Here is a 17,939-nt window from a genome sequence, read left to right as displayed (position 1 = left end):
TGCCACGGCGGGCCCGGAGCCCGGGACGCGTCCTCGGGCCCGAGCCGGGACGCCCGCTCCGGCCGGGGCCCGTGCGCCTGCTCAGGCCCGAGCCGGTGCGCCTGCTCAGTCCCGGGGCCCGTTCGCTGCCGGGCCCGGCACACCGAGCAGGAGCAGCGTCACGTCGTCGTCGGAGGTGTCCGTGTCCGCGATGAGGACCTTGAGCAGGTGGTCCGCCGCCTCCTCCAGGGTGCCGGGGTCGTCGACGGGGGCGCCCCTCAGCGCGACGTCGACGGTGCGGGTCAGGATGTCGACCTGGGCCTCGATGTCGGTGCCGGGTCTCTCGACCAGCCCGTCGGTGTAGAGCACCACGGCACTCCCGGCCCGGAGCGGCTCGGTCGCTTCCTCGAACGGCACCGCGCCTCCGGCGTCGTTGACGCCCAGCGGCACGCCGACCGGTGCCCTCAGCCTGCGGGCCGGCCCGTCGGGCGGCAGGGCGATGACGGGCAGGTGCCCCGCCGAGCACAGGGTGACCTCGTGCCGGTCCTGGTCCAGGACCAGGTAGACACAGGTGACCAGCTGGTCCCCCAAGTCGCCGACGAATGTGTCGAGGGCCTGCATCAGGCCGCTGGGCGTGGCACCCGTGCGGGCCAGGGCGTGGGATGCTGCGCGCAACTGCCCCATGACGGCCGCGGCCTCCAGGCCCCGGCCCATCACGTCGCCGATGAGGACGCCCGTGCGGCGCCCGCCGAGCGGGATCACGTCGAACCAGTCCCCGCCGACGCCCGGGTCCTGGACGGAGGCCAGGTACCGGTAGGCGCTCGGCAGGTACGACAGACGAGGCGGCTCCCCCATGAGGCTGTGCTGCAGGGTGTAGGCGATGTGGCGCTGCTGCTCGTAACGCTCGGCGCGTTCGGCTTCCAGGCGTCTGCGCTCGGTGATGTCCCGGACGGTCAGCAGCACCAGGGTCTCCTGCTCGGACCGCAGGCTGCTGACGCTCACCTCGACGGGGAACTCGGAGCCGTCGTCGCGCAGCCCGAACAGGTCGGTGTCCAGGACCGTCGGCTTCGGATCGGGCAGGCGGAGATAGGCCTCAAGGAGGGCACCGTGCCGTCGGCGCCGGGCGGCGGGCACCAGGCCGGTCACCCCGGTGCCGACGAGGTCGCCGGGCTCACGCCCGAACAAGCGCTTGACCTGCGGGTTGGCCATGACGACGGTGCCGTCGCCGTCCGTGATCAGGGTGGCGTCGGGAGCGGACTCCAGCAGCGCGACGAACCGCCGGTGCGACCGCTGGACCTCGCGCTGCGCCGCGACCCGCTCGGTGATGTCGGTGACGACGCCGCACAAGGCGTAGGGCGTGCCGGAGGCGTCCTTGAGCGGGAAGAGGGTGGAGAGAACCTCACGCGGGCCGCGCGGCAGGACGAGCTGTTCTTCTCGCTGCACGGGTTTGCCCTCCGCCAGCATCGCCAGGTCGGCGGCTCGCGCCTGCCGTGCCAGGTCGGACGGCATGACGTCGTCGTCCCTGCGGCCGAGGACCCGGTGCCGGGGCAGGTTCAGGTTCTGCTCGAACGTCGTGTTGACGGCCAGGAAACGGCCGTCCAGGTCCTTGATGAACACCACGGCGGGCGTGTGGTCCATGAAGGCCTGCAGCAGTTCGTTCTGGCGCACCTGCCACTCCAGACGGCCGTGCGCCACCTCGACTCGACGGCCCACGGCCAGGGTCGTGAAGATCACCGCGGTGAACACGGCCACGTGACCGCAGACGAGCAGCGCGGTGCCCAGCCGCGCCCCGAACACCCTCTCGTCCTCTCCCTTCAGAACCGCCCAGCCCAGCAGCGGCGGCACGATCACGACGGTGACGAACAGCCATCTGCCCAGCGCCCCCGTCGTGCCCGCGTTCAGCAGCAGCCCCGCGGGGCCCTCGCCCGGACGGGCCAGGAGGAGCGCCGTCCCCATCAGCACCAGCGCCACCGCGGTGTGCAGGGCCATCCCCGAGTACGGGCCGAACTGCTCCAGTTCGGGCACCGCGTAGGCGGCCCCGTACAGCCTCAGCATGCCGAGAGCGCCGACGGTCAGGCCCAGGAGCTGGCTCACCCAGGCGGGAACCCGGCTCATGCCGGCACACAGCGAACCCGCTCCCGCGGCCATCAGCGCCGCGGTCGTGTTCGGCGCCATCCGCCCCGGCGGGCCCGTTCCCTGGTAGGCGGTGTCGTCCTCGAAGAGGAGCTCGTCGATCCCCAGGCCACCTCCGGTGGCGTACTCGGCGAAGGTGAGCGCGCCGAGCACGGCGACCAGGACCGCCGCCGCCCGGGACACGGCGAGCGTCGCCGGGCGGGACCGCCCTCGTACGATCACGAACAGGGAGAGGCCGAGCGCCACCAGAGCCACCGCGGTGTTGGCCTTCATGGCCACCGAGACGCCGGGCAGCACTTCCTTCAGGGCGTCGGCCCCGGAGATCCATCCGACGAGACTCACGAGCCCCAGCAGACCGGCCGCCAGGGCCGCGCCTTCGGCCACCCGCCGGGCGGTGGTGAGAACGTGCGGGTGGAACGGCAGCACGTCGGTCTGCACCACGCCGTGTGCGCCGGGCAGCCCGGGCGTCCGCTGCTCCCTCGTCACCGCATTCTCGTCCCTGCCGGATGACTACCAATCCGCATCAATCAGCCTAAGCAATAGGAAAGGGTATAGCCGGGGCGGTCGGCGGGCCCTGGGCGGCCGGGCCCCTGCGACTGCAGCCGGTGCCCGCCGGGCGGGATCGGGGGCCGCTACCCTGACCGGCGAGCCCGGCGGCGGTCACCGCGTGCCTCGCCGCGGGGCCCTCACATGCTCGCCGTGCGGTCACCGCGTGGTCGTCACCGCGTGCCTCGCCGCGGGGCCCTCACATGCTCGCCGCGTGGTCGCCGCCGCATGGTCGTCACCGCGTGCGCCGCCGCGGGGCCCTCACATGCTCGCCGTGCGGTCACCGCGTGGTCGTCACCGCGTGCCTCGCCGCGGGGCCCTCACATGGTCGCCGCGTGGTCGCCGCCGCATGGTCGTCACCGCGTGCGCCGCTGCGGGGCCCTCACATGCTCGCCGTGCGGTCGCCGCGTGGTCGCCGCCGCGTTCGCACCGGCGCCGTCGCGGGCCTCCGCGGCGCCGCCCGCCGTACGGTGGCGCCGGCGCAGGCCCCGTGGCACCACCCGCCGTACGGCGGGCAGCTTCCGCCGCCCGGCGGCGTCCCCGGGCGGGGGCTGGGCCCGACCATGGCTGCACGAGCCGCCGTGATCTCGTACGAGGAGACGCCATGACACACGTTCCGCCCCCCGTTCGACCCCGAACTCGCCGCAGCCCTGGAGCTGATCAAGGACATGATCAGCCCGGGGCTGACCCCCGACGAGATCGCGGAGGTGCGTCAGGGCCCGGGCATCCGCATGCTGGCCGATCTGGACCTGACCGTGGGCGGGGCGTTCGAGGTGGAGGACCGGCAGGTGCCGGGGCCGGAGGGCGAGCCGGACATCTCGCTGCTGATCTGCCGCCCGGCCTCGGCGGAGTCCGCCGGGCCGCGGCCCGTGATCTACCACGTGCACGGCGGCGGCATGGTCATCGGGAACAACCGGGTCGGGGTGGACGTCCCGCTGACGTGGGCGCGCGAGCTGGACGCGGTCGTGGTGTCCGTGGAGTACCGGCTGGCGCCGGAGCATCCGCATCCCGCGCCCGTCGAGGACGTCTACGCCGGGCTCGTGTGGACGGCGGACCACGCCGCCGAACTGGGCGCGGCCCCCGAGCGGATCGTCGTCGCGGGCGCGAGCGCGGGGGGCGGCCTCTGCGCCGCCCTGGCCCTGCTCACGCGGGACCGCAAGGGACCGCAGCCGATCGGGCAGGTGCTGATGTGCCCGATGCTCGACGACCGCAACGACACACCCTCGGCCCACCAGATGGCGGGCCTCGGAGTGTGGGACCGCACCGCCAACGAGACCGGCTGGAGCGCGCTGCTGGGCTCGCGGCGCGGCGGCCCGGACGTGCCGCAGTACGCGGCGCCGGCCCGCGCCGAGGACCTGACGGGGCTGCCTCCCGCCTTCCTCGACGTCGGCTCGGCGGAGACCTTCCGGGACGAGGTCGTCGCCTACGCCTCGCGCATCTGGCAGGCCGGTGGGGTGGCCGAACTGCACGTGTGGCCGGGCGGCTTCCACGGCTTCGACGGTTTCGCGCCCCAGGCGGCGCTCTCTCAGGCGGCCCGGGCGGCCCAGGTCGCCTGGCTGGAAAGACTGCTGGGGGTCTGAGGGACGGGCGACGGGGTTCTGAGGGGCGACGGGCTGCTGGGGGGGTGAGGAGCGGGGCGTCCGCCCCCGTCGAAGCCCGTGCTCGCCGCCCTCCCGCGAGAAGGGCCGCATGCCGCACCATGGGCCCATGAAAGAGCTGGCCGGGCGGCTGACCGCCCTCGACCCGGACGCCGGTGCGGCGGTCCGGGTCATCGCCTACTTCGACCGCCTGGCCGAGTCGCGGGCCGGGCTGGAGGCGCTGGTGCGCGGCGCCGCGGTGCTGGCCGGCTGCCCTGCGCGCCTGGTGGATCCGGAGCGGCGCGTGCACGTGCGGGTCGAGCCCGACGGCACCCGGCGTGACGGAGCGGCCGCACCGGACCCGGCATGGCCCTGCGCGCGAGTGAGCCCCGGCGGCGCGGCGCTGTTGTGGCTGGAGCGGGGAGCGGACGGCGGCCCAGCAGGAGGTCCGGCGGCGAAGGGGCTCGGTGTGCGGGGCGACCGGGACGTGGCCCAGGAGAACGCCGCCGCGCGCAAGGTGACGGCCGCCCCCGGCGTCGTCGACGCCGTGATCCTGGAACGGGCCGCCGGTGCCGTACGGCTCGTTCTCGACCGCACGCGGGGGCGGGCTCCGGCCGACGATCCGGCGCTGGTCGAGACCCTCCTCGACGCCACGGCCCCCGAACCGGCCCGTCTGCACGCCGCACGCCGTCTCGGGCTGGACCTCGCCGCCCCGGCCCGGGCCCTCGCCCCGCTGAACGGCCTGCCCCGGGTGATACCCGCGGGCGTCCGGCCCGCCACCCCCGGCCCCGGCCTCGGGCGTCTCGGTGTCGGACCCGCCGTGCCCGTGCCGGAGTTGCCCCGGTCCTGGGCCGGGGCCCGCACCGCGCTGCGGTTCACCGCCGAGGGCACGCCGCAGGACCCCGGGCCTTCGGTCGTCCATGCCGACCAGTTGGGCGGCATCGCCCTGCTCGCCGATCTCGTCGCGCCGGGGTCCGAGCCGCCGGCCGACGTCCGTGCACTCGAGGCCGCCGCCGCGACCGCCCCGTGGCTGCCGGCCACGCTGTACGCGGTGGCGTCCACGCCGAGCCTGCGGGCGGCCGCAGCTGCCATCAACGTCCATCACTCGACCCTCCAGGACCGCCTGGCGCAGGCCGAGCACCTCCTCGGCTGGCCGGTACGCACACCCGAGGGACGCCTCCGGCTGCATCTGGCCCTCACGATGCGCCGACTGGCCCGGCCCTGACGGCCGCGGCCGTCACCGGCCCTGACCGCCGCGGCCACCACCGCCTGTCATGCCGCAGCTACCATCGGCCGCCGCCTGCCAAGGAGGGGCTGCACGGCAGCCACACCACGCGTCGGTGAAAGCCGCACGTCAGCGATCTCACCGCCGGTGAAACCGCCTGACGGCGTGATCCGGATCGCGTCGGCGGGCCGCCTTCTCGGCGGTGCGCTGCGGCAGACTGTCCGAGCGCCCTCCGTACGCGATTCGGGAGCTTGAGGCATGAGTGTGCAGCGGTACCCCCTGGCCGGGGTGACGGTGGTCAGTCTGGAGCAGGCCGTGGCCGCGCCCTACGCCACCCGGCAGCTCGCCGACCTCGGAGCGAGGGTGATCAAGGTCGAGCGGCCGGGCGACGGCGACTTCGCCCGCCGGTACGACACGAGCGTGCACGGGCACTCCAGCTACTTCGTCTGGCTCAACCGCTCCAAGGAGTCCCTCACCCTCGACCTGAAGGACCCCCGCGGCCACGAGATCCTGCACGACCTGCTCGACGGCGCCGACGTCTTCGTGCAGAACCTCGCCCCGGGCGCCGCCGCCCGGCTCGGTCTCGACGCCGCCACGGTCACCAGCCGCCGGCCGGGCCTGATCCCGTGCACGATCTCCGGCTACGGCACGACCGGCCCCTGGTCCGACCGCAAGGCCTACGACCTGCTCGTGCAGTGCCAGACCGGGCTGGTTTCGCTGACCGGGACCCCCGAGGGGACCGCGCGGACCGGGATCTCCGTGGCCGACATCGCCGCCGGGATGTACGCCTACAGCGGCATCCTCACCGCCCTGTACACGCGGGCCACCACCGGCGAGGCCCACCCGGTGGAGGTGTCCCTGTTCGAGGCGCTCGCGGAGTGGATGGGCCAGCCCGCCTACTACACCCGGTACGGCGGCACCCAGCCCCCGCGGCTCGGCACCCAGCACGCCACCATCGCGCCGTACGGGACGTACGCCGCCGCCGACGGCAAGGAGGTGCTGTTCTCCATCCAGAACGAGCGGGAATGGGTGGCGCTGTGCGCCGAGTTCCTCGGCCGGCCGGAGCTGGCCGACGATCCGCGTTTCGCCACCGGGTCCGACCGCGTCGCCCACCGCGAGGAGCTCAACGCCCTCGTCGCCGAGCGTTTCGCCCGCTCCGGCTCCGACGAGATCCTGAAGGACCTGGACCGCATCGGCATCGCCTGCGCCGGGGTCAACGACGTGGCCGCCTTCCTGGACCACCCCGTGCTGGCCGCGCGGGGCCGCTGGAGCGAGGTCGACGTGCCGGGCGCCACCGTGGAGGCGCTGCTGCCGCCCGCCGATCTGGCCGGTCTGCCCGCGCGCATGGACCCCGTACCGGCGGTGGGCGAGCACACCGGGGCGATCCTCGCCGAACTGGGCCGCACCGAGGAGGAGGTGGCGGCCCTGCGCGCGGAGGGGGTCGTCTGAACGCAGCCCCGCCCGCGAACGCCTGGCGCGACTCCGCGGCCGGGTCTCCCGTCGCCACCGTGGCCTCAGCCGTCACCGCGGTTGCCCGGTGTGGCTTGTTTCCACCACTCCTGTCAGGTGAACAACAGGTCAAAGCTGGACGTGCAGGGCCTCCAGGACGTCCTGGTCCGTCAGTTGGTCGAAGTTCTCGTACCACAGGCCCACGGCCATGAACGCGGCCGGCCGGTGCAGGCAGATCACCTCGTCGGCCTCGGCGCTCAGCGCATCGGCCCCTTCCGGTGAGCAGACGGGCGCGGCCAGCAGTACCCGCGCGGGTGCCTGACGGCGTACGTGACGCACCGCGGCACGGGCGGTGGAACCGGTCGCCAGGCCGTCGTCGACGACGATCACGGTCCGCCCCCGCAGGTCAGGGGCCGGTCGGCCCTGCCGGTACAGCCGTTCGCGGCGCCGCAGTTCGGTGCGCTCCCGCTCGATGACGGGGGCGAGGGCGGCCTCACCGATCCCGAGGTGGCGCAGGGCGTCCGCGTCGAGGAGCGGCACCTCGTCCCCCGCCATCGCGCCGACGCCGAGTTCCTCGTGGTGGGGCGCCCCGATCTTCCGTACGACGAGCACGTCGAGCGGAGCGTCCAGCGCGGCGGCGACCTCGCGCGCCACGGCGACCCCGCCGCGGGGCAGGGCGAGCACGAGCGGATCGGGCAGGTCTCCCGCACGCTGCCGGGTGCGCAGTGTTTCGGCCAGTTCCTCACCGGCCTGCCGGCGATCACGGAACCGCATGGCGGTCACCTCCGCTTCGTGTCAGCTGCTCGTCGCACCACTGCCGGGCCGTGCCGGTGACCTGGTCCAGTGCGCCGGGTTCCTCGAACAGGTGGGTGGCGCCGGGCACCACATGGAGCCGGTGCGGGCCGGCCAGCCGCCGGGCCGCCTCCTCGTTGAGCCGCAGCACGTGCGTGTCCCGGCCGCCCACGATCAGCAGCACCGGGACCCGGACGGCGTCCAGGGCCTCGCCCGCCAGGTCGGGCCGTCCGCCGCGCGAGACGACCCCACGCACCCGGCCGGGGCGTTGCGCGGCGGCGACCAGGGCCGCACCGGCGCCGGTGCTGGCGCCGAACAGGACGACGGGCAGGCCCATGGTGTCCGGGTCCTGCGCCAGCCAGTCGAGGGCGGCCACCAGCCGGCGGCCCAGCAGGGGGATGTCGAAACGGAGCTCGGCGGTGACGGCGTCCTCGCGTTCCTCCTCCTCGGTCAGCAGGTCGATCAGCAGGGTGCCGAGCCGGGCGGCGCGCAGCCCGGCGGCGACCTCACGGTTGCGGGGGCTGTGCCGGGAGCTGCCGCTGCCGTGCGCGAAGAGCACGACCGCACGGGTGTCCGGCGGCAGCATCAGATCGCCGGTGATTCCGGCACCGCCGACGGGCAGGGTGACAGTCCGGGAGATCATCGTCAGCCTCCTCTCCCCCGCTTCGGCCTCCCTCCCCCCGGGGTACCCACGCCCGGCCGGACGTCCCATGGCGCGATCCGCGAGATGCGTGGCGTTGACGCCGCACCGCGCGCCGGTGGAGCGTGAGGAACAGCCCGCCCGGGGGCGCCGAGTCGCCACGCACTGGAGTCAGGAGGACGCCTTGCAGGCGCGAGGGGACGTGACCGTGGTCCGGGACGCCCGCTGTGCGGTCGACGGCCACCTGGTCCCCAGCCAGGGCGCTCGCCCGGGATCGACAGTGCGTTGTGGCCGGTCGGGCGGCTGCACGGGCGGGAGCACGCGCGGGCGGCGCGGCGCTGCATCCCGTACGGCCCGGCGCCGCCGTACCTCGCGGACGAGCCCGTTCGAGTGACGTGCCGGTGTCGGGGCCGCATGGGTGGGCGAGCCTCGGGCAGGCGATGTTCATGGGTGGTGACACGGGCGACGGAGGGCAAGGGCGGCAGCCGGGCGAGTGGGGGCACCGGGCGGTGCCGCATCCCGACGACATCCGGATCGAGGCATGGGCGGCGTGCAGAGAGCACTGTCTGGCGGAGGCCGTCCTGGCGGTGGTCGAGTGTTTCGCGGACGTCTCCCGCACCCGGCCCACCGCGGTGGACCGGGTGCGGCTGCCGGAGGCCTGCGACGACGACCTGCTCGCCGCGCTGCTGGACGAGGTCTTCTTCCGGCTGGAGGTCTACGGTCAGGTGCCCGTCGACGTGGAGGCGGACGAGGCCGACGGCGGCCTGGACGTACGGCTGGCGGTCGCCGGCCTCGCGGACGTGGAGGTCACGGGCGCGGTCCCGACGGCGGTGGCCTGGGACGATCTGCGGATGGGGCCGGATCCGTACGGCTGGTCGTGTGCGGTGAGGGTCGAGGCCTGACCTGGGCGGGCGGGGCACGCCTACCGTGGAGTGGTGGGCGGCGATGTCGTGACGCTGTTCCTGTGCGGTGACGTGATGCTCGGGCGCGGCGTCGACCAGATCCTCGCGCACCCCGGTGACCCGGCACTGCGGGAGGCGTACGTGACGGACGCGCGCTCGTACGTCCGGCTGGCGGAGTCGGCGCACGGCCCGGTGCCCGCCCCCGCGCCCGCGTCGTGGCCGTGGGGTGCGGCGCTCGGCGCTCTGGACGAGGCCGCCCCGGACGCGCGGATCGTGAATCTCGAGACGTCGGTGACGCGCGCGGGCACTTTCGCGCCCGGCAAGGAGATCCACTACCGCATGCACCCGGCGAACCTGCCCGCCCTCGCCGTGGTCCGGCCGGACGTGACCGTCCTCGCCAACAACCACGTCCTGGACTTCGGCCGCGGGGGCCTGCTGGAGACCTTGGACGCCCTGGCCCGGGCGGGCCTGCGGACGGCGGGCGCGGGACGCGACACTGAGGAGGCGTACGCGCCCGCGTTCGTCCCGCTGCCCGAAGGCCGGCGGCTGCGGGTGTTCGCCCTCGGAGCGCACTCCAGCGGCATCCCGTCCGGCTGGGCGGCGACACCGGACCGGCCGGGCGTCGCCTACCTGCCCGATCTCTCGCCGGCCGCGGCCGAAGCCGTGGTGCGGCGGCTCGGCCTTTCCGGTGACCTGACCGTGGTGTCCGTGCACTGGGGCTCGAACTGGGGGTACCGCGTGCCCCGCGAGCAGGTCCGTTTCGCGCACGCGCTGATCGACGGCGGGGCCGACGTCGTCCACGGGCACTCCTCGCACCACCCCCGTCCGCTGGAGGTGTACCGGGACCGGCTCGTCCTCTACGGCTGTGGCGACTTCGTCGACGACTACGAGGGCATCTCCGGCTACGAGGAGTACCGCGACGACCTGCGTCTGGCCTTCCTCGTGTCGGTCGAGGCGGACAGCGGGCGCCTGGCGGGGCTGCGCATGGTGCCGTTCCGGGTCCGGCGGATGCGGCTGGAGCCCGCGTCGGGGGCGGACCGTGCCTGGCTGCGCGACACGCTGGACCGGATCAGCGGTGGGGTGGCGGTTCGGCAGGCGGCCGACGGCTCGCTGGTCGTCGCGGCGCCGGCCGCGTGCGGTGGGACGTGCTGAAGGTCAGCCGGCCCACGCCACGAGCCGTTCGCGGCTCGCCGGCTCCCGCAGCCGGGCGAGTGACTCCTTCTCGAGCTGGCGCACCCGCTCCCGGGTCAGGCCGACGCGCCCGGCGACCTCGTTCAGCGTGCGGGTGTGACCGTCGTGCAGCCCGTACCGCAGGCTGAGGATCATGGCCTCGCGGGGTGCGAGCGTCCCGACGGCCTCACGGAGTTCCTCGGCGAGCGCCCGGAACTCGGCCACCTCCGGGGCCTGGAGCACCTCGGTGTCGGCGATGAGGTCGCCGACGACCGTCTCGCCCTTCTCGTCGACCGGCGTGTCCAGGCTGACCGCGTCCCGTCCCACATGGCGCAGCCAGGCGATCCGGTCCTCGGCGAAGCCGCTCTCACGGGCCACCTCCTCGACGGTCGGCTCACGCTCCAGTTCGAGCCTGAGCCGCCGCTCGACCTTGGCGATCTTCTGCAGCTGCTCCACGACGTGCATCGGCAGCCGCACGGAACGCGCGTGCGCGGCCAGGCCCCGTTCGATGGCCTGGCGGATCCACCAGGTCGCGTACGTGGAGAACTTGAAGCCCTTGGTGTGGTCGAACTTCTCCACGGCCCGGATCAGCCCCAGGTTGCCCTCCTGGATGACGTCCAGCAGGGGCAGACCGCGGTGGGCGTGCCGTTTGGCCATCGACACCACGAGCCGGAGGTTCGCCCTGACCATGTGGTCCTTGGCGGCCTGCCCGTCGCGGACGGCCTCCTCGAGTTCCCGGCGCCGGCTCGCCGCGGGGCGGTGCTCCCCGGCGTCGGCCCGCTCGAGCTCCTCCATCGCCCCCACGCCGGTCTCCATCCGCCGGGCCAGCCGCACCTCGTCCTCCGCGGTGAGCAGCGGGGTCGCCGAGATCTGGGCGAGGTACTGGCCGAGGAGGTCGGGCTCCTCGTCGGGCTCGGGGATACGGCTGCGCAGCCGGGCGGTGCGGGCGGGGGCGCGCCGGTCCTCCCGGGCGTCCGTCTCGAAATGGTCTGCCAGAGGAGACATCGTCGGGTTCCTCTCTCCCCCGCCTTGATCCGGCCCGACCTGGCGGGTACCCGGGGGATCGGTGCCGAACCGTGTGCCCCGCAGCCCCCGGGGGTACCCCGGGGCACATGACCGGCATCGAACTCAGCAGCAACGCGTTCAACGACCACTCGTTCATCGCGCGCCGGTACGCGTACGAGGGACCCAACGTCTCTCCGCCGCTGTCCTGGAGCGGTGTACCGGACGAGGCGACCGAACTGGTCCTGCTGTGCGAGGACCCCGACGCCCCGTCGGGCACCTTCGCGCACTGGGTCGTGGTCGGCATCGACCCGCACAGCGACGGCGTCGAGGCCGGGCAGAGCCCACCGGGTGGCACGGAACTCGTCAACGGCTACGGCCAGCACGGCTGGGGCGGCCCGCATCCGCCGCCGGGTGACGACGCCCACCACTACGTCTTCCGGCTCTACGCCCTGTCCGAACCGTGTGTCCTGCCCGACGCGCCGCGTGCCGAGCAGGTGCACGAGGAGGTCGACAAGCGCCGCATCGCGGACGGCACTCTGGTGGGGCTGTACCAGCGCTGAGCCGCCACCCGTGCCACCGTCGCGTCACAACGTTCGGTTGTGACGCAGGGGCCGGACGGTTGTTTGCCCGGTGCGGCCGCTCCTGGTTTGGATGACTCCCGGACAACGCCGGGTTGTCCACGGGAGCGGGGAGGGCGCCGGGTATGGCGGGCAGACGGTCGCTGGGGCGGCGGTTTCGGTGGCTGTGGGGCGCCTACGCGGTCAGCACCGCCGGCACATGGCTCGCGTTCGACGCGTTCGCCCTGATCGCGGTTCTGGCGCTGGATGCCGGGCCGGCGCAGGTGTCGTTGCTGGCCGCGGTGGGGCCGGCGGTGGGCGCGGCGGTGTCCGTGCCTCTCGGGCCGTGGGTGGAGATCCGCCGCAAACGACCGGTGATGATGGCGACGGACCTGGTCCGGTGCGTCGTCCTGCTGAGCGTTCCCGTGGCGTTCGCGCTCGGCCGGCTCACCTTCGCCCAGTTGCTGCTGGTGTCGGTGGCCGTCGCAGCGGCCGACATCACCTTCAACGCGGCGGCCGGGGCGTTCCTGAAGCATCTGTTGCCGCGCCAGGACCTGCTCGTGGCGAACGGCCGGTTCGAGGCGACGACCTGGACCGCCGGCGTGGTCGGCCCGCCGCTGGGCGGAGCCGCGATCGGCCTGTTCGGCCCGGTGGCGACGGTGGTGGCCGACGCGGTGAGCCATCTGCTGTCGGCGCTCGGACTGCGCGCGATCGGCGACGCGGAGAAGCAGCCCGTACGGCCCCGGGCGACCGCCGTCCGGCCCGGCGACCTGCTGGAGGGGTGGCGGCACATCCTGGCCGATCCGGCGCTGCGTCCGCTCTTCCTCAACACGCTCCTGGTGAACTCCCTGATCATGGCGTCATCCCCGCCGCTGCTGGTCCTGATGGTGGACGACCTGCGCTTCGCCGCTTGGCAGTACGCGCTCGCCTTCGCGGTGCCCTGCACCGGCGGTCTGCTCGGTTCCCGCCTGGCCCCGCGCCTCGTCGCGCGCCAGGGCCGGCACCGGGTCCTGGTCACGGCGGGGGTGTTGCGGGCCTGCTGGCCGATCGGCCTGGCCTGCACCGGCCCCGGCGTGCCCGGCCTGGTCCTGGTCATGCTGCTCGAGTTCGGCCTGATCACCTGCTGCGGCGTGTTCAACCCGGTCCTCGCCACCCACCGTCTCGACCGCACCCCGGCCGGCCGGGTCACCCGCACCCTGTCCGCCTGGTCGGCCACCGGCAAGGCGACCACCGCGGCGGCCACCGCGCTGTGGGGTGTCCTGGCCGCCCGGACCGGCCCCCGCTCGGCCATCGCACTGGCCGGTGCCCTGCTCCTGCTCTCGCCGCTGCTCCTGCCCCGCCGGGATGCCGCCACGGGGGCCGGTGCCGAACCGGCCCCCGTGGCGGTGGAGTCGGACGGCGGCTGACCGTCGTCGCCGGGACAGCGGGGTCGGCCCGGGGCGCGAGCGGCGGCGCCCCGCCCCGGGCCGGCCGGGTGCGGCTCACACCGCCCCGGGCACGTCCTCCGTGACGCCGTTCAACGCGGAGGCCGGATCGGCCCCGTAGGGGCGGGTGAGGATCTCCAGTCCGTGGCCCGCCGGGTCGAGGAAGTAGACGCCCCGGCCGCCGTCGTTGCGGTTGATCCGGCGGGGGTGGTTGCCGTGCGGGTCGGCCTGGATGGGGATCCGGGCCTTCACCAGGCGGGCCAGTGCCTGGTCGAACTCGTCCTCGGAGACGAGGAACGCGTAGTGCTGCATGGGGATGTCGGCGTCGAGGGTGAGGAAGTCCAGCGTGACGCCGTTGGCGGTCGTCACCGGCAGGAACACCCCCGTCGGTGCCCCGACCTCCAGTCCCAGGATCTCGGCGAGGAACCGGGCCGACTTCTCCCGGTCCCGGGACAGAATGATGGTGTGATTGAACTCCACTGACACGGTTGAATGCCTCCACGGGCATCTCCGCGGCGCCTCCATGCCTCACCCGGCCGGTGACCGGCACGCGATGCCGCGCGGTGGATCGTAGACAGGGGCGGTCGGGGCCGTCGAGTTGTTTTCGGCCGTGTTCGAATCGGCCGACCCCTTTCGCCCGTCCCAGACGGCCCGGCCGCTCCTGACAGTTGTCAGGACCGCGCGGCCCACGCTCTCCCTACAGTTCTGCACGTCGGCAGGCAGCCGGTCCCGGCGCACCGCCGAAGCGGAACGAGACCAGTTCCGACCACACCATCCTCGCCTTTCGTCCTTCGGGGGACAGACACATGAAGCGACTGATCAGCCGTACCGCCTTGGGCCTCGCCGTGGCCGCGCTCGCCGTCGGCGGCCTCGCCACCACGGCCCAGGCGGCCCCGGCCACCGCCAACGGCGGCGACCCGGCGCTCACCGACGTCTACATCTGGGCCACCGACGTCAACCTGCGCCAGCAGCCGACCACCGACTCCCCGCGACTCGCGGTCCGTTCGCAGTGGTGGGCGGACGCGCTGTGCCAGAAGCAGGGCCAGACCGTGCACGACCCGGCCGTCGGCACCAACAACTGGTGGACCGCCGTGATGGAGTTCTCGGGCAGCGACATCGCCTGGGTGAACAACCTGTACATCCGGGGCGGCGAGAAGATCGCCGGGGTTCCGGACTGCTGACGTCCCTCTCCCCCCACATGCCTGCGGCGGGCCACCGGTGTCACGGTGGCCCGCCGCGGGTGTGTACGGGGTCAGCAGGAACACATCGAGCCCCATGTGGCTGCGGATGTTGACGCCGTCACCGAGGAAGTCCCGCCCCGGGACTTCCTCTCGTCGTGCTGCGAGGCGCGGTGCGGCTCAGTACCAGCCGGTGTTCACCAGGTCATGGCCGTCGCAGGCGAGCAGGGCGCGCGAGACCCGGCCGTTGAGGTTGTTGCCGATCTGCGTGTAGGCGTAGTCGATGCCGGAGTCGACGGTCTCGGAGACCCAGCCGTCGTTGCGGCCCGCGCCGTTGTCGGAACGCTGCAGGACGGCCGCGCAGCCGGGCCGGGAGTTCTCGATCCGGGCGAACGAACCGCACTTGTCGGAGTAGAAGTACTTCAGGGCCATGCCCTCGGCGTACTTGGTGGCCCCGATCTGACGGAACGTGCCCGAGCAGAACGAGGTGGTGGGGTACTGCCCCTCCATGCCGTAGAGGCCGTAGTTGCCGCCCAAGAACGGCTGGGCCTGGGCGGAGGGCGCGGCGCCGCGCGCGTAGGTCTGCGCCGCGAGCGAGCGCGCCCGGGCCGTCGCGCCGGGGAACGGGTGGAGCCCGCCGGTGAGGACCTGGTGGGCGAGCACGCCGAAGGCCCAGATGTCGGCGGTGGGCCGGACGACGGCGCCCTGGGTGCCGGTGCGCTGGGACCACCACTCGGGCGGCAGGTGGTCGAGGGTGCCGAGCGGCGGCAAGTGGGCGTGGGTGCCGTCGAGTTCGGCGGCCAGGCCGAAGTCCGCCAGCCGCACCCGGCCGCCCGGCCCCAGCAGGACGTTGGCGGGTTTGAGGTCGCCGTGCACCCAACCCGCGTCGTGCATGTGGGCGAGTCCGGCGGCCACCCCGCGCAGGACGCGGTCGGCGTCCGCGATCGGCCCGCCCGTCCCGGCGGCGTCCAGCACGTCCTTCAGGCTGGCCTCGGCCCGGTCCATGACCAGCGCGACGGCGCCGTCCAGGGCGGGCAGTTCCGGTGCCTCGACGGTGCACACGGCGTGGGTGCGGACGAGGTGGGGGTGGTCGGCCCCGGAGCTGAACCGCACCTCGCGGGGGACGAGTTCGCCGAGGGCCGCGCGCTGGCCGGGCCCGAGGGCGCCGGTCGGGAGCACCTTCACGGCGACGGGCGTGCCGTCGGCGACCGTGCGGGCCTCGTACACGGTTCCCCAGCCGCCGGAGCCGATGACCGCGCCCACCTCCCAGTCCTCGATGCGGAAGCCCTCGGGAAGGCCGGGCGGGCGGGGTGCCCGCAGCTCGTCGTCCTGTTCCTCCGGTGTGGTCATGCGCCGGCCTCCTGCGGAGCACCGAGGCGGCCGGCGCCGCGCGGCGGCAGCAACCCCAGGTGCTCCTCGCGGACCAGGCCGAAGCGCAGGGCGACGGAGGCGAGCCGGGTGCGCTTGGCGCCGGTGCGGCCGCCTTCGGCCGCGGCCGTGGCCTCTTCGCCGAGGTCCAGGCGGAGTTTGGCGAAGGCGAGGTAGTCGATGTGGTAGTTGACCGCGGAACGGGTCAGGTCCCGGCAGGACTCCAGCGGTCGCAGCCGCTCCACGATCTGCCCGACGCCGGGCAGCGCCGAGTCGGAGGGGTCGCGCAGCCGCGGTTCGCACAGGGCTACCAGGACGAGGAAGTATTTCGACGTCGGGTCCAGGGCGAAGGGGTGGACGGTCTGTTCGCCACCGCCGGGCACGGACTGCTCGCCGAGGTAGGCGTGCTGGGGTGCGAACACCTTGAACATGGCGGTGCCGGACAGGGCGGGCAGCACCACACGGGAGAACTCGAACGGCACGGGCGCCCCGAGCCGCCCGGGCGCGACGGTGAGGTACTCGCCGGCGCCCTCCAGGTTCTCCACCACGTACGACACGCTGCGGCTGAAGTTGGACAGCCGCCAGTAGTCCCCGGCGGCTTCCAGTTGCCCGGCGCGGCGGGAGATCCCGGGGTCGGCCAGGACGATGCGGACCCCCGCCCCGCCACGTCCGAAGTCCGCGATGTCCCCCGGCCCCAGATGGATCAGTTCGGGACTGCCCGTCTCCTCCCCGCCCCACTGGGCGGTGCCGGGCAACTGCACGATGATCGTTTCCACGCGGACTCCCCCGCTGATGTCGCCCCCGATTTGGTCGCGAGGATTGTACGGTCGGCTTCCGCTTGCCGCGGAGGCGGCGGGGCCGCCTCGGGGGAGCGGTTTCCGGGGATCACGCGACGTGCTCGGAGACGGTCGTGGGGGGCCTCGCGGTTCCGGCCCGGCAAGGCGGGCGCGCGGCCGCCGGTTCTCGGCGGCCGCATGCCGTCAGCTGAGGCAGATGACGAGCAGACAGAGTTCCTTCGGCTTCGAGTCGGAGGGAGACGTCTCGGGTGGTGTGGTCGCCGCGGGCGGGGGTGTGGAGGTGGACTCCGGCTGCTGTGCGTCCGAGCCGGAGGCGGCGGCCGGGGGTGCCGTCGGTTCAGTGGTCCTCGACGCCGACGAACCGGCGTTGTCCGGGGCCGATTCGACGCTGTCCGTGACGCTCTTGCGCCGGGACGGGGTGGTCAGCGGCAGTTCGCGGGGCGTGACGGCGGCGTCCGTCCGGGGGTCCGTGGGCGCGGTGCGGGGGTCCGCGGGCCGGGACTGCCGGCGGCCCGGGGCGCGGTCGGTGTGCGAGGGCGTGGTCGGGGTGGAGGCCGGGGTGCCGGCCTCGCTCGGCGTCGGTTCGGTGAGCGTCGGCGCCTCCTCCAGGGCACCGCCCATGGGGGTGTCACCCGGCGTCGCGGCCGCCTGGACGCCGGGTTTGGCGTTCCCGTTCATCGCGGCGACGGTCAGGCCGCCGCCGACGAGCGCGACCGCCGTCGCCACCACGGCGCGGCGCTGGTTCTTCTTCCAGCGGGCCATCTGACGTCGCCGGGCCGCGCGCCCCTGCGGCCGGGCTTCGAAGCCCTCGACCGGGTCGGTGTCCGGGGCGTCGTGCTCGCCGGACGAACCGGAGCCGGGGTTCTCCTGCGGGGGCGCGGGGGCCTCGTCCCGCACGGTGCCGTCGTGCCAGGTGCCGGGGGCGGCCGGGTACTCCCACGAGGCCGGTCCGCCCGGGGTGGTGCCGGGCGCGACGGCCGGGCCGCCACGGCCTGCGATGACGGCGGGGTCGATGTCCGGGGCGTAGGCGCCGCAGCCCGGACAGACCAGGGCGCCGTTGAGGTGCCGACGGCACGACGAGCAGTAGTCCATGTGTAGTGTTCCCGATCTGGCTGTTCCGGCGGCTCGCCGGCCGCGGCCTGGTCACGTTCGCACGTGGGATCGAGCCGTAACGCTAACGAGACTTTGGAAGGGGGG

General features: G+C 74.2%; 16 protein-coding genes and 1 pseudogene. 9 read left to right on the top strand and 8 right to left on the bottom strand.

The window, feature by feature from the left end; genetic code table 11:
- Positions 1-105: 105 nt before the first annotated feature.
- Positions 106-2,598: a SpoIIE family protein phosphatase gene (locus AB0937_RS22930; protein ID WP_366714053.1), complete on the bottom strand. Its 2,493-nt coding sequence runs from the start codon at positions 2,596-2,598 to the stop codon at positions 106-108.
- A 728-nt stretch (positions 2,599-3,326) separates the two neighbouring features.
- Between AB0937_RS22930 and AB0937_RS22925 the strand changes: the two genes are divergently transcribed.
- The 3 genes from AB0937_RS22925 (at position 3,327) to AB0937_RS22915 (ending at position 6,909) form a co-directional block, all read left to right on the top strand.
- Positions 3,327-4,238 (top strand): alpha/beta hydrolase, encoded by a 912-nt coding sequence (locus AB0937_RS22925; protein WP_366714052.1) that lies wholly within the window; start codon positions 3,327-3,329, stop codon positions 4,236-4,238.
- 127 nt (positions 4,239-4,365) lie between these two features.
- Positions 4,366-5,460, top strand: a complete 1,095-nt coding sequence (locus tag AB0937_RS22920; RefSeq protein WP_366714051.1) for a helix-turn-helix domain-containing protein — start codon at positions 4,366-4,368, stop codon at positions 5,458-5,460.
- Between the two features lie 258 nt (positions 5,461-5,718).
- Entirely contained in the window at positions 5,719-6,909 is a 1,191-nt protein-coding gene (locus AB0937_RS22915; RefSeq protein ID WP_366714050.1) for a CaiB/BaiF CoA-transferase family protein, read from the top strand.
- A gap of 129 nt (positions 6,910-7,038) precedes the next feature.
- Here AB0937_RS22915 and AB0937_RS22910 read toward each other — a convergent pair whose 3' ends face one another.
- Both AB0937_RS22910 and AB0937_RS22905 read right to left on the bottom strand, forming a co-directional pair.
- Positions 7,039-7,683 (bottom strand): phosphoribosyltransferase family protein, encoded by a 645-nt coding sequence (locus tag AB0937_RS22910; RefSeq protein ID WP_366714049.1) that lies wholly within the window; start codon positions 7,681-7,683, stop codon positions 7,039-7,041.
- Complete coding sequence (locus AB0937_RS22905) at positions 7,670-8,344, bottom strand: alpha/beta family hydrolase (protein WP_366714048.1); 675 nt, start codon at positions 8,342-8,344, stop codon at positions 7,670-7,672. The genes AB0937_RS22910 and AB0937_RS22905 overlap by 14 nt, the downstream gene beginning before the upstream one ends.
- Positions 8,345-8,477: 133 nt before the next feature.
- Between AB0937_RS22905 and AB0937_RS22900 the strand changes: the two are divergent.
- From AB0937_RS22900 to AB0937_RS22890, 3 genes and pseudogenes are all read left to right on the top strand, one after another.
- Positions 8,478-8,728, top strand: a pseudogene (locus AB0937_RS22900) (DJ-1/PfpI family protein); the annotation flags it as partial.
- 59 nt (positions 8,729-8,787) lie between these two features.
- Positions 8,788-9,243: an archease gene (locus AB0937_RS22895; RefSeq protein WP_366714047.1), complete on the top strand. Its 456-nt coding sequence runs from the start codon at positions 8,788-8,790 to the stop codon at positions 9,241-9,243.
- 33 nt (positions 9,244-9,276) lie between these two features.
- A complete protein-coding gene (locus AB0937_RS22890; protein WP_366714046.1) occupies positions 9,277-10,395 on the top strand; it encodes a CapA family protein in 1,119 nt (372 codons plus the stop codon).
- Between the two features lie 3 nt (positions 10,396-10,398).
- Here AB0937_RS22890 and AB0937_RS22885 read toward each other — a convergent pair whose 3' ends face one another.
- The gene (locus AB0937_RS22885; RefSeq protein ID WP_366714045.1) at positions 10,399-11,418 is read right to left on the bottom strand and encodes a sigma-70 family RNA polymerase sigma factor; all 1,020 of its coding nucleotides are present in this window, start codon (positions 11,416-11,418) and stop codon (positions 10,399-10,401) included.
- 107 nt (positions 11,419-11,525) lie between these two features.
- Here AB0937_RS22885 and AB0937_RS22880 point away from each other — a divergent pair, with 107 nt between their 5' ends.
- Positions 11,526-11,978: a YbhB/YbcL family Raf kinase inhibitor-like protein gene (locus AB0937_RS22880; protein WP_366714044.1), complete on the top strand. Its 453-nt coding sequence runs from the start codon at positions 11,526-11,528 to the stop codon at positions 11,976-11,978.
- A 143-nt stretch (positions 11,979-12,121) separates the two neighbouring features.
- Positions 12,122-13,381: an MFS transporter gene (locus AB0937_RS22875; protein ID WP_366714043.1), complete on the top strand. Its 1,260-nt coding sequence runs from the start codon at positions 12,122-12,124 to the stop codon at positions 13,379-13,381.
- 75 nt (positions 13,382-13,456) lie between these two features.
- Here the strand turns inward: AB0937_RS22875 and AB0937_RS22870 are convergent, their stop codons facing one another.
- Positions 13,457-13,885, bottom strand: coding sequence for a VOC family protein (locus tag AB0937_RS22870; RefSeq protein ID WP_366714042.1), 429 nt, complete (start codon positions 13,883-13,885; stop codon positions 13,457-13,459).
- Positions 13,886-14,205: 320 nt separating this feature from the next.
- On the opposite strand from AB0937_RS22870, the gene AB0937_RS22865 reads away from it, so the two are divergent.
- Positions 14,206-14,580 (top strand): peptidase M23, encoded by a 375-nt coding sequence (locus tag AB0937_RS22865; protein WP_366714041.1) that lies wholly within the window; start codon positions 14,206-14,208, stop codon positions 14,578-14,580.
- 177 nt (positions 14,581-14,757) lie between these two features.
- Here AB0937_RS22865 and AB0937_RS22860 read toward each other — a convergent pair whose 3' ends face one another.
- The 3 genes from AB0937_RS22860 to AB0937_RS22850 form a co-directional block, all read right to left on the bottom strand.
- Positions 14,758-15,927, bottom strand: a complete 1,170-nt coding sequence (locus AB0937_RS22860; protein WP_366714040.1) for a serine/threonine-protein kinase — start codon at positions 15,925-15,927, stop codon at positions 14,758-14,760.
- A complete protein-coding gene (locus AB0937_RS22855; RefSeq protein ID WP_366714039.1) occupies positions 15,924-16,721 on the bottom strand; it encodes a serine/threonine protein kinase in 798 nt (265 codons plus the stop codon). The genes AB0937_RS22860 and AB0937_RS22855 overlap by 4 nt, the downstream gene beginning before the upstream one ends.
- Before the next feature lie 204 nt (positions 16,722-16,925).
- Complete coding sequence (locus tag AB0937_RS22850; protein WP_366714038.1) at positions 16,926-17,834, bottom strand: hypothetical protein; 909 nt, start codon at positions 17,832-17,834, stop codon at positions 16,926-16,928.
- Between the last annotated feature and the right edge of the window lie 105 nt (positions 17,835-17,939).

The organism is Streptomyces sp. NPDC047880 (assembly GCF_040706515.1).
Taxonomy (GTDB): Bacteria; Actinomycetota; Actinomycetes; order Streptomycetales; family Streptomycetaceae; genus Streptomyces.
This window is presented reverse-complemented; position numbering and strand designations above follow the sequence as displayed.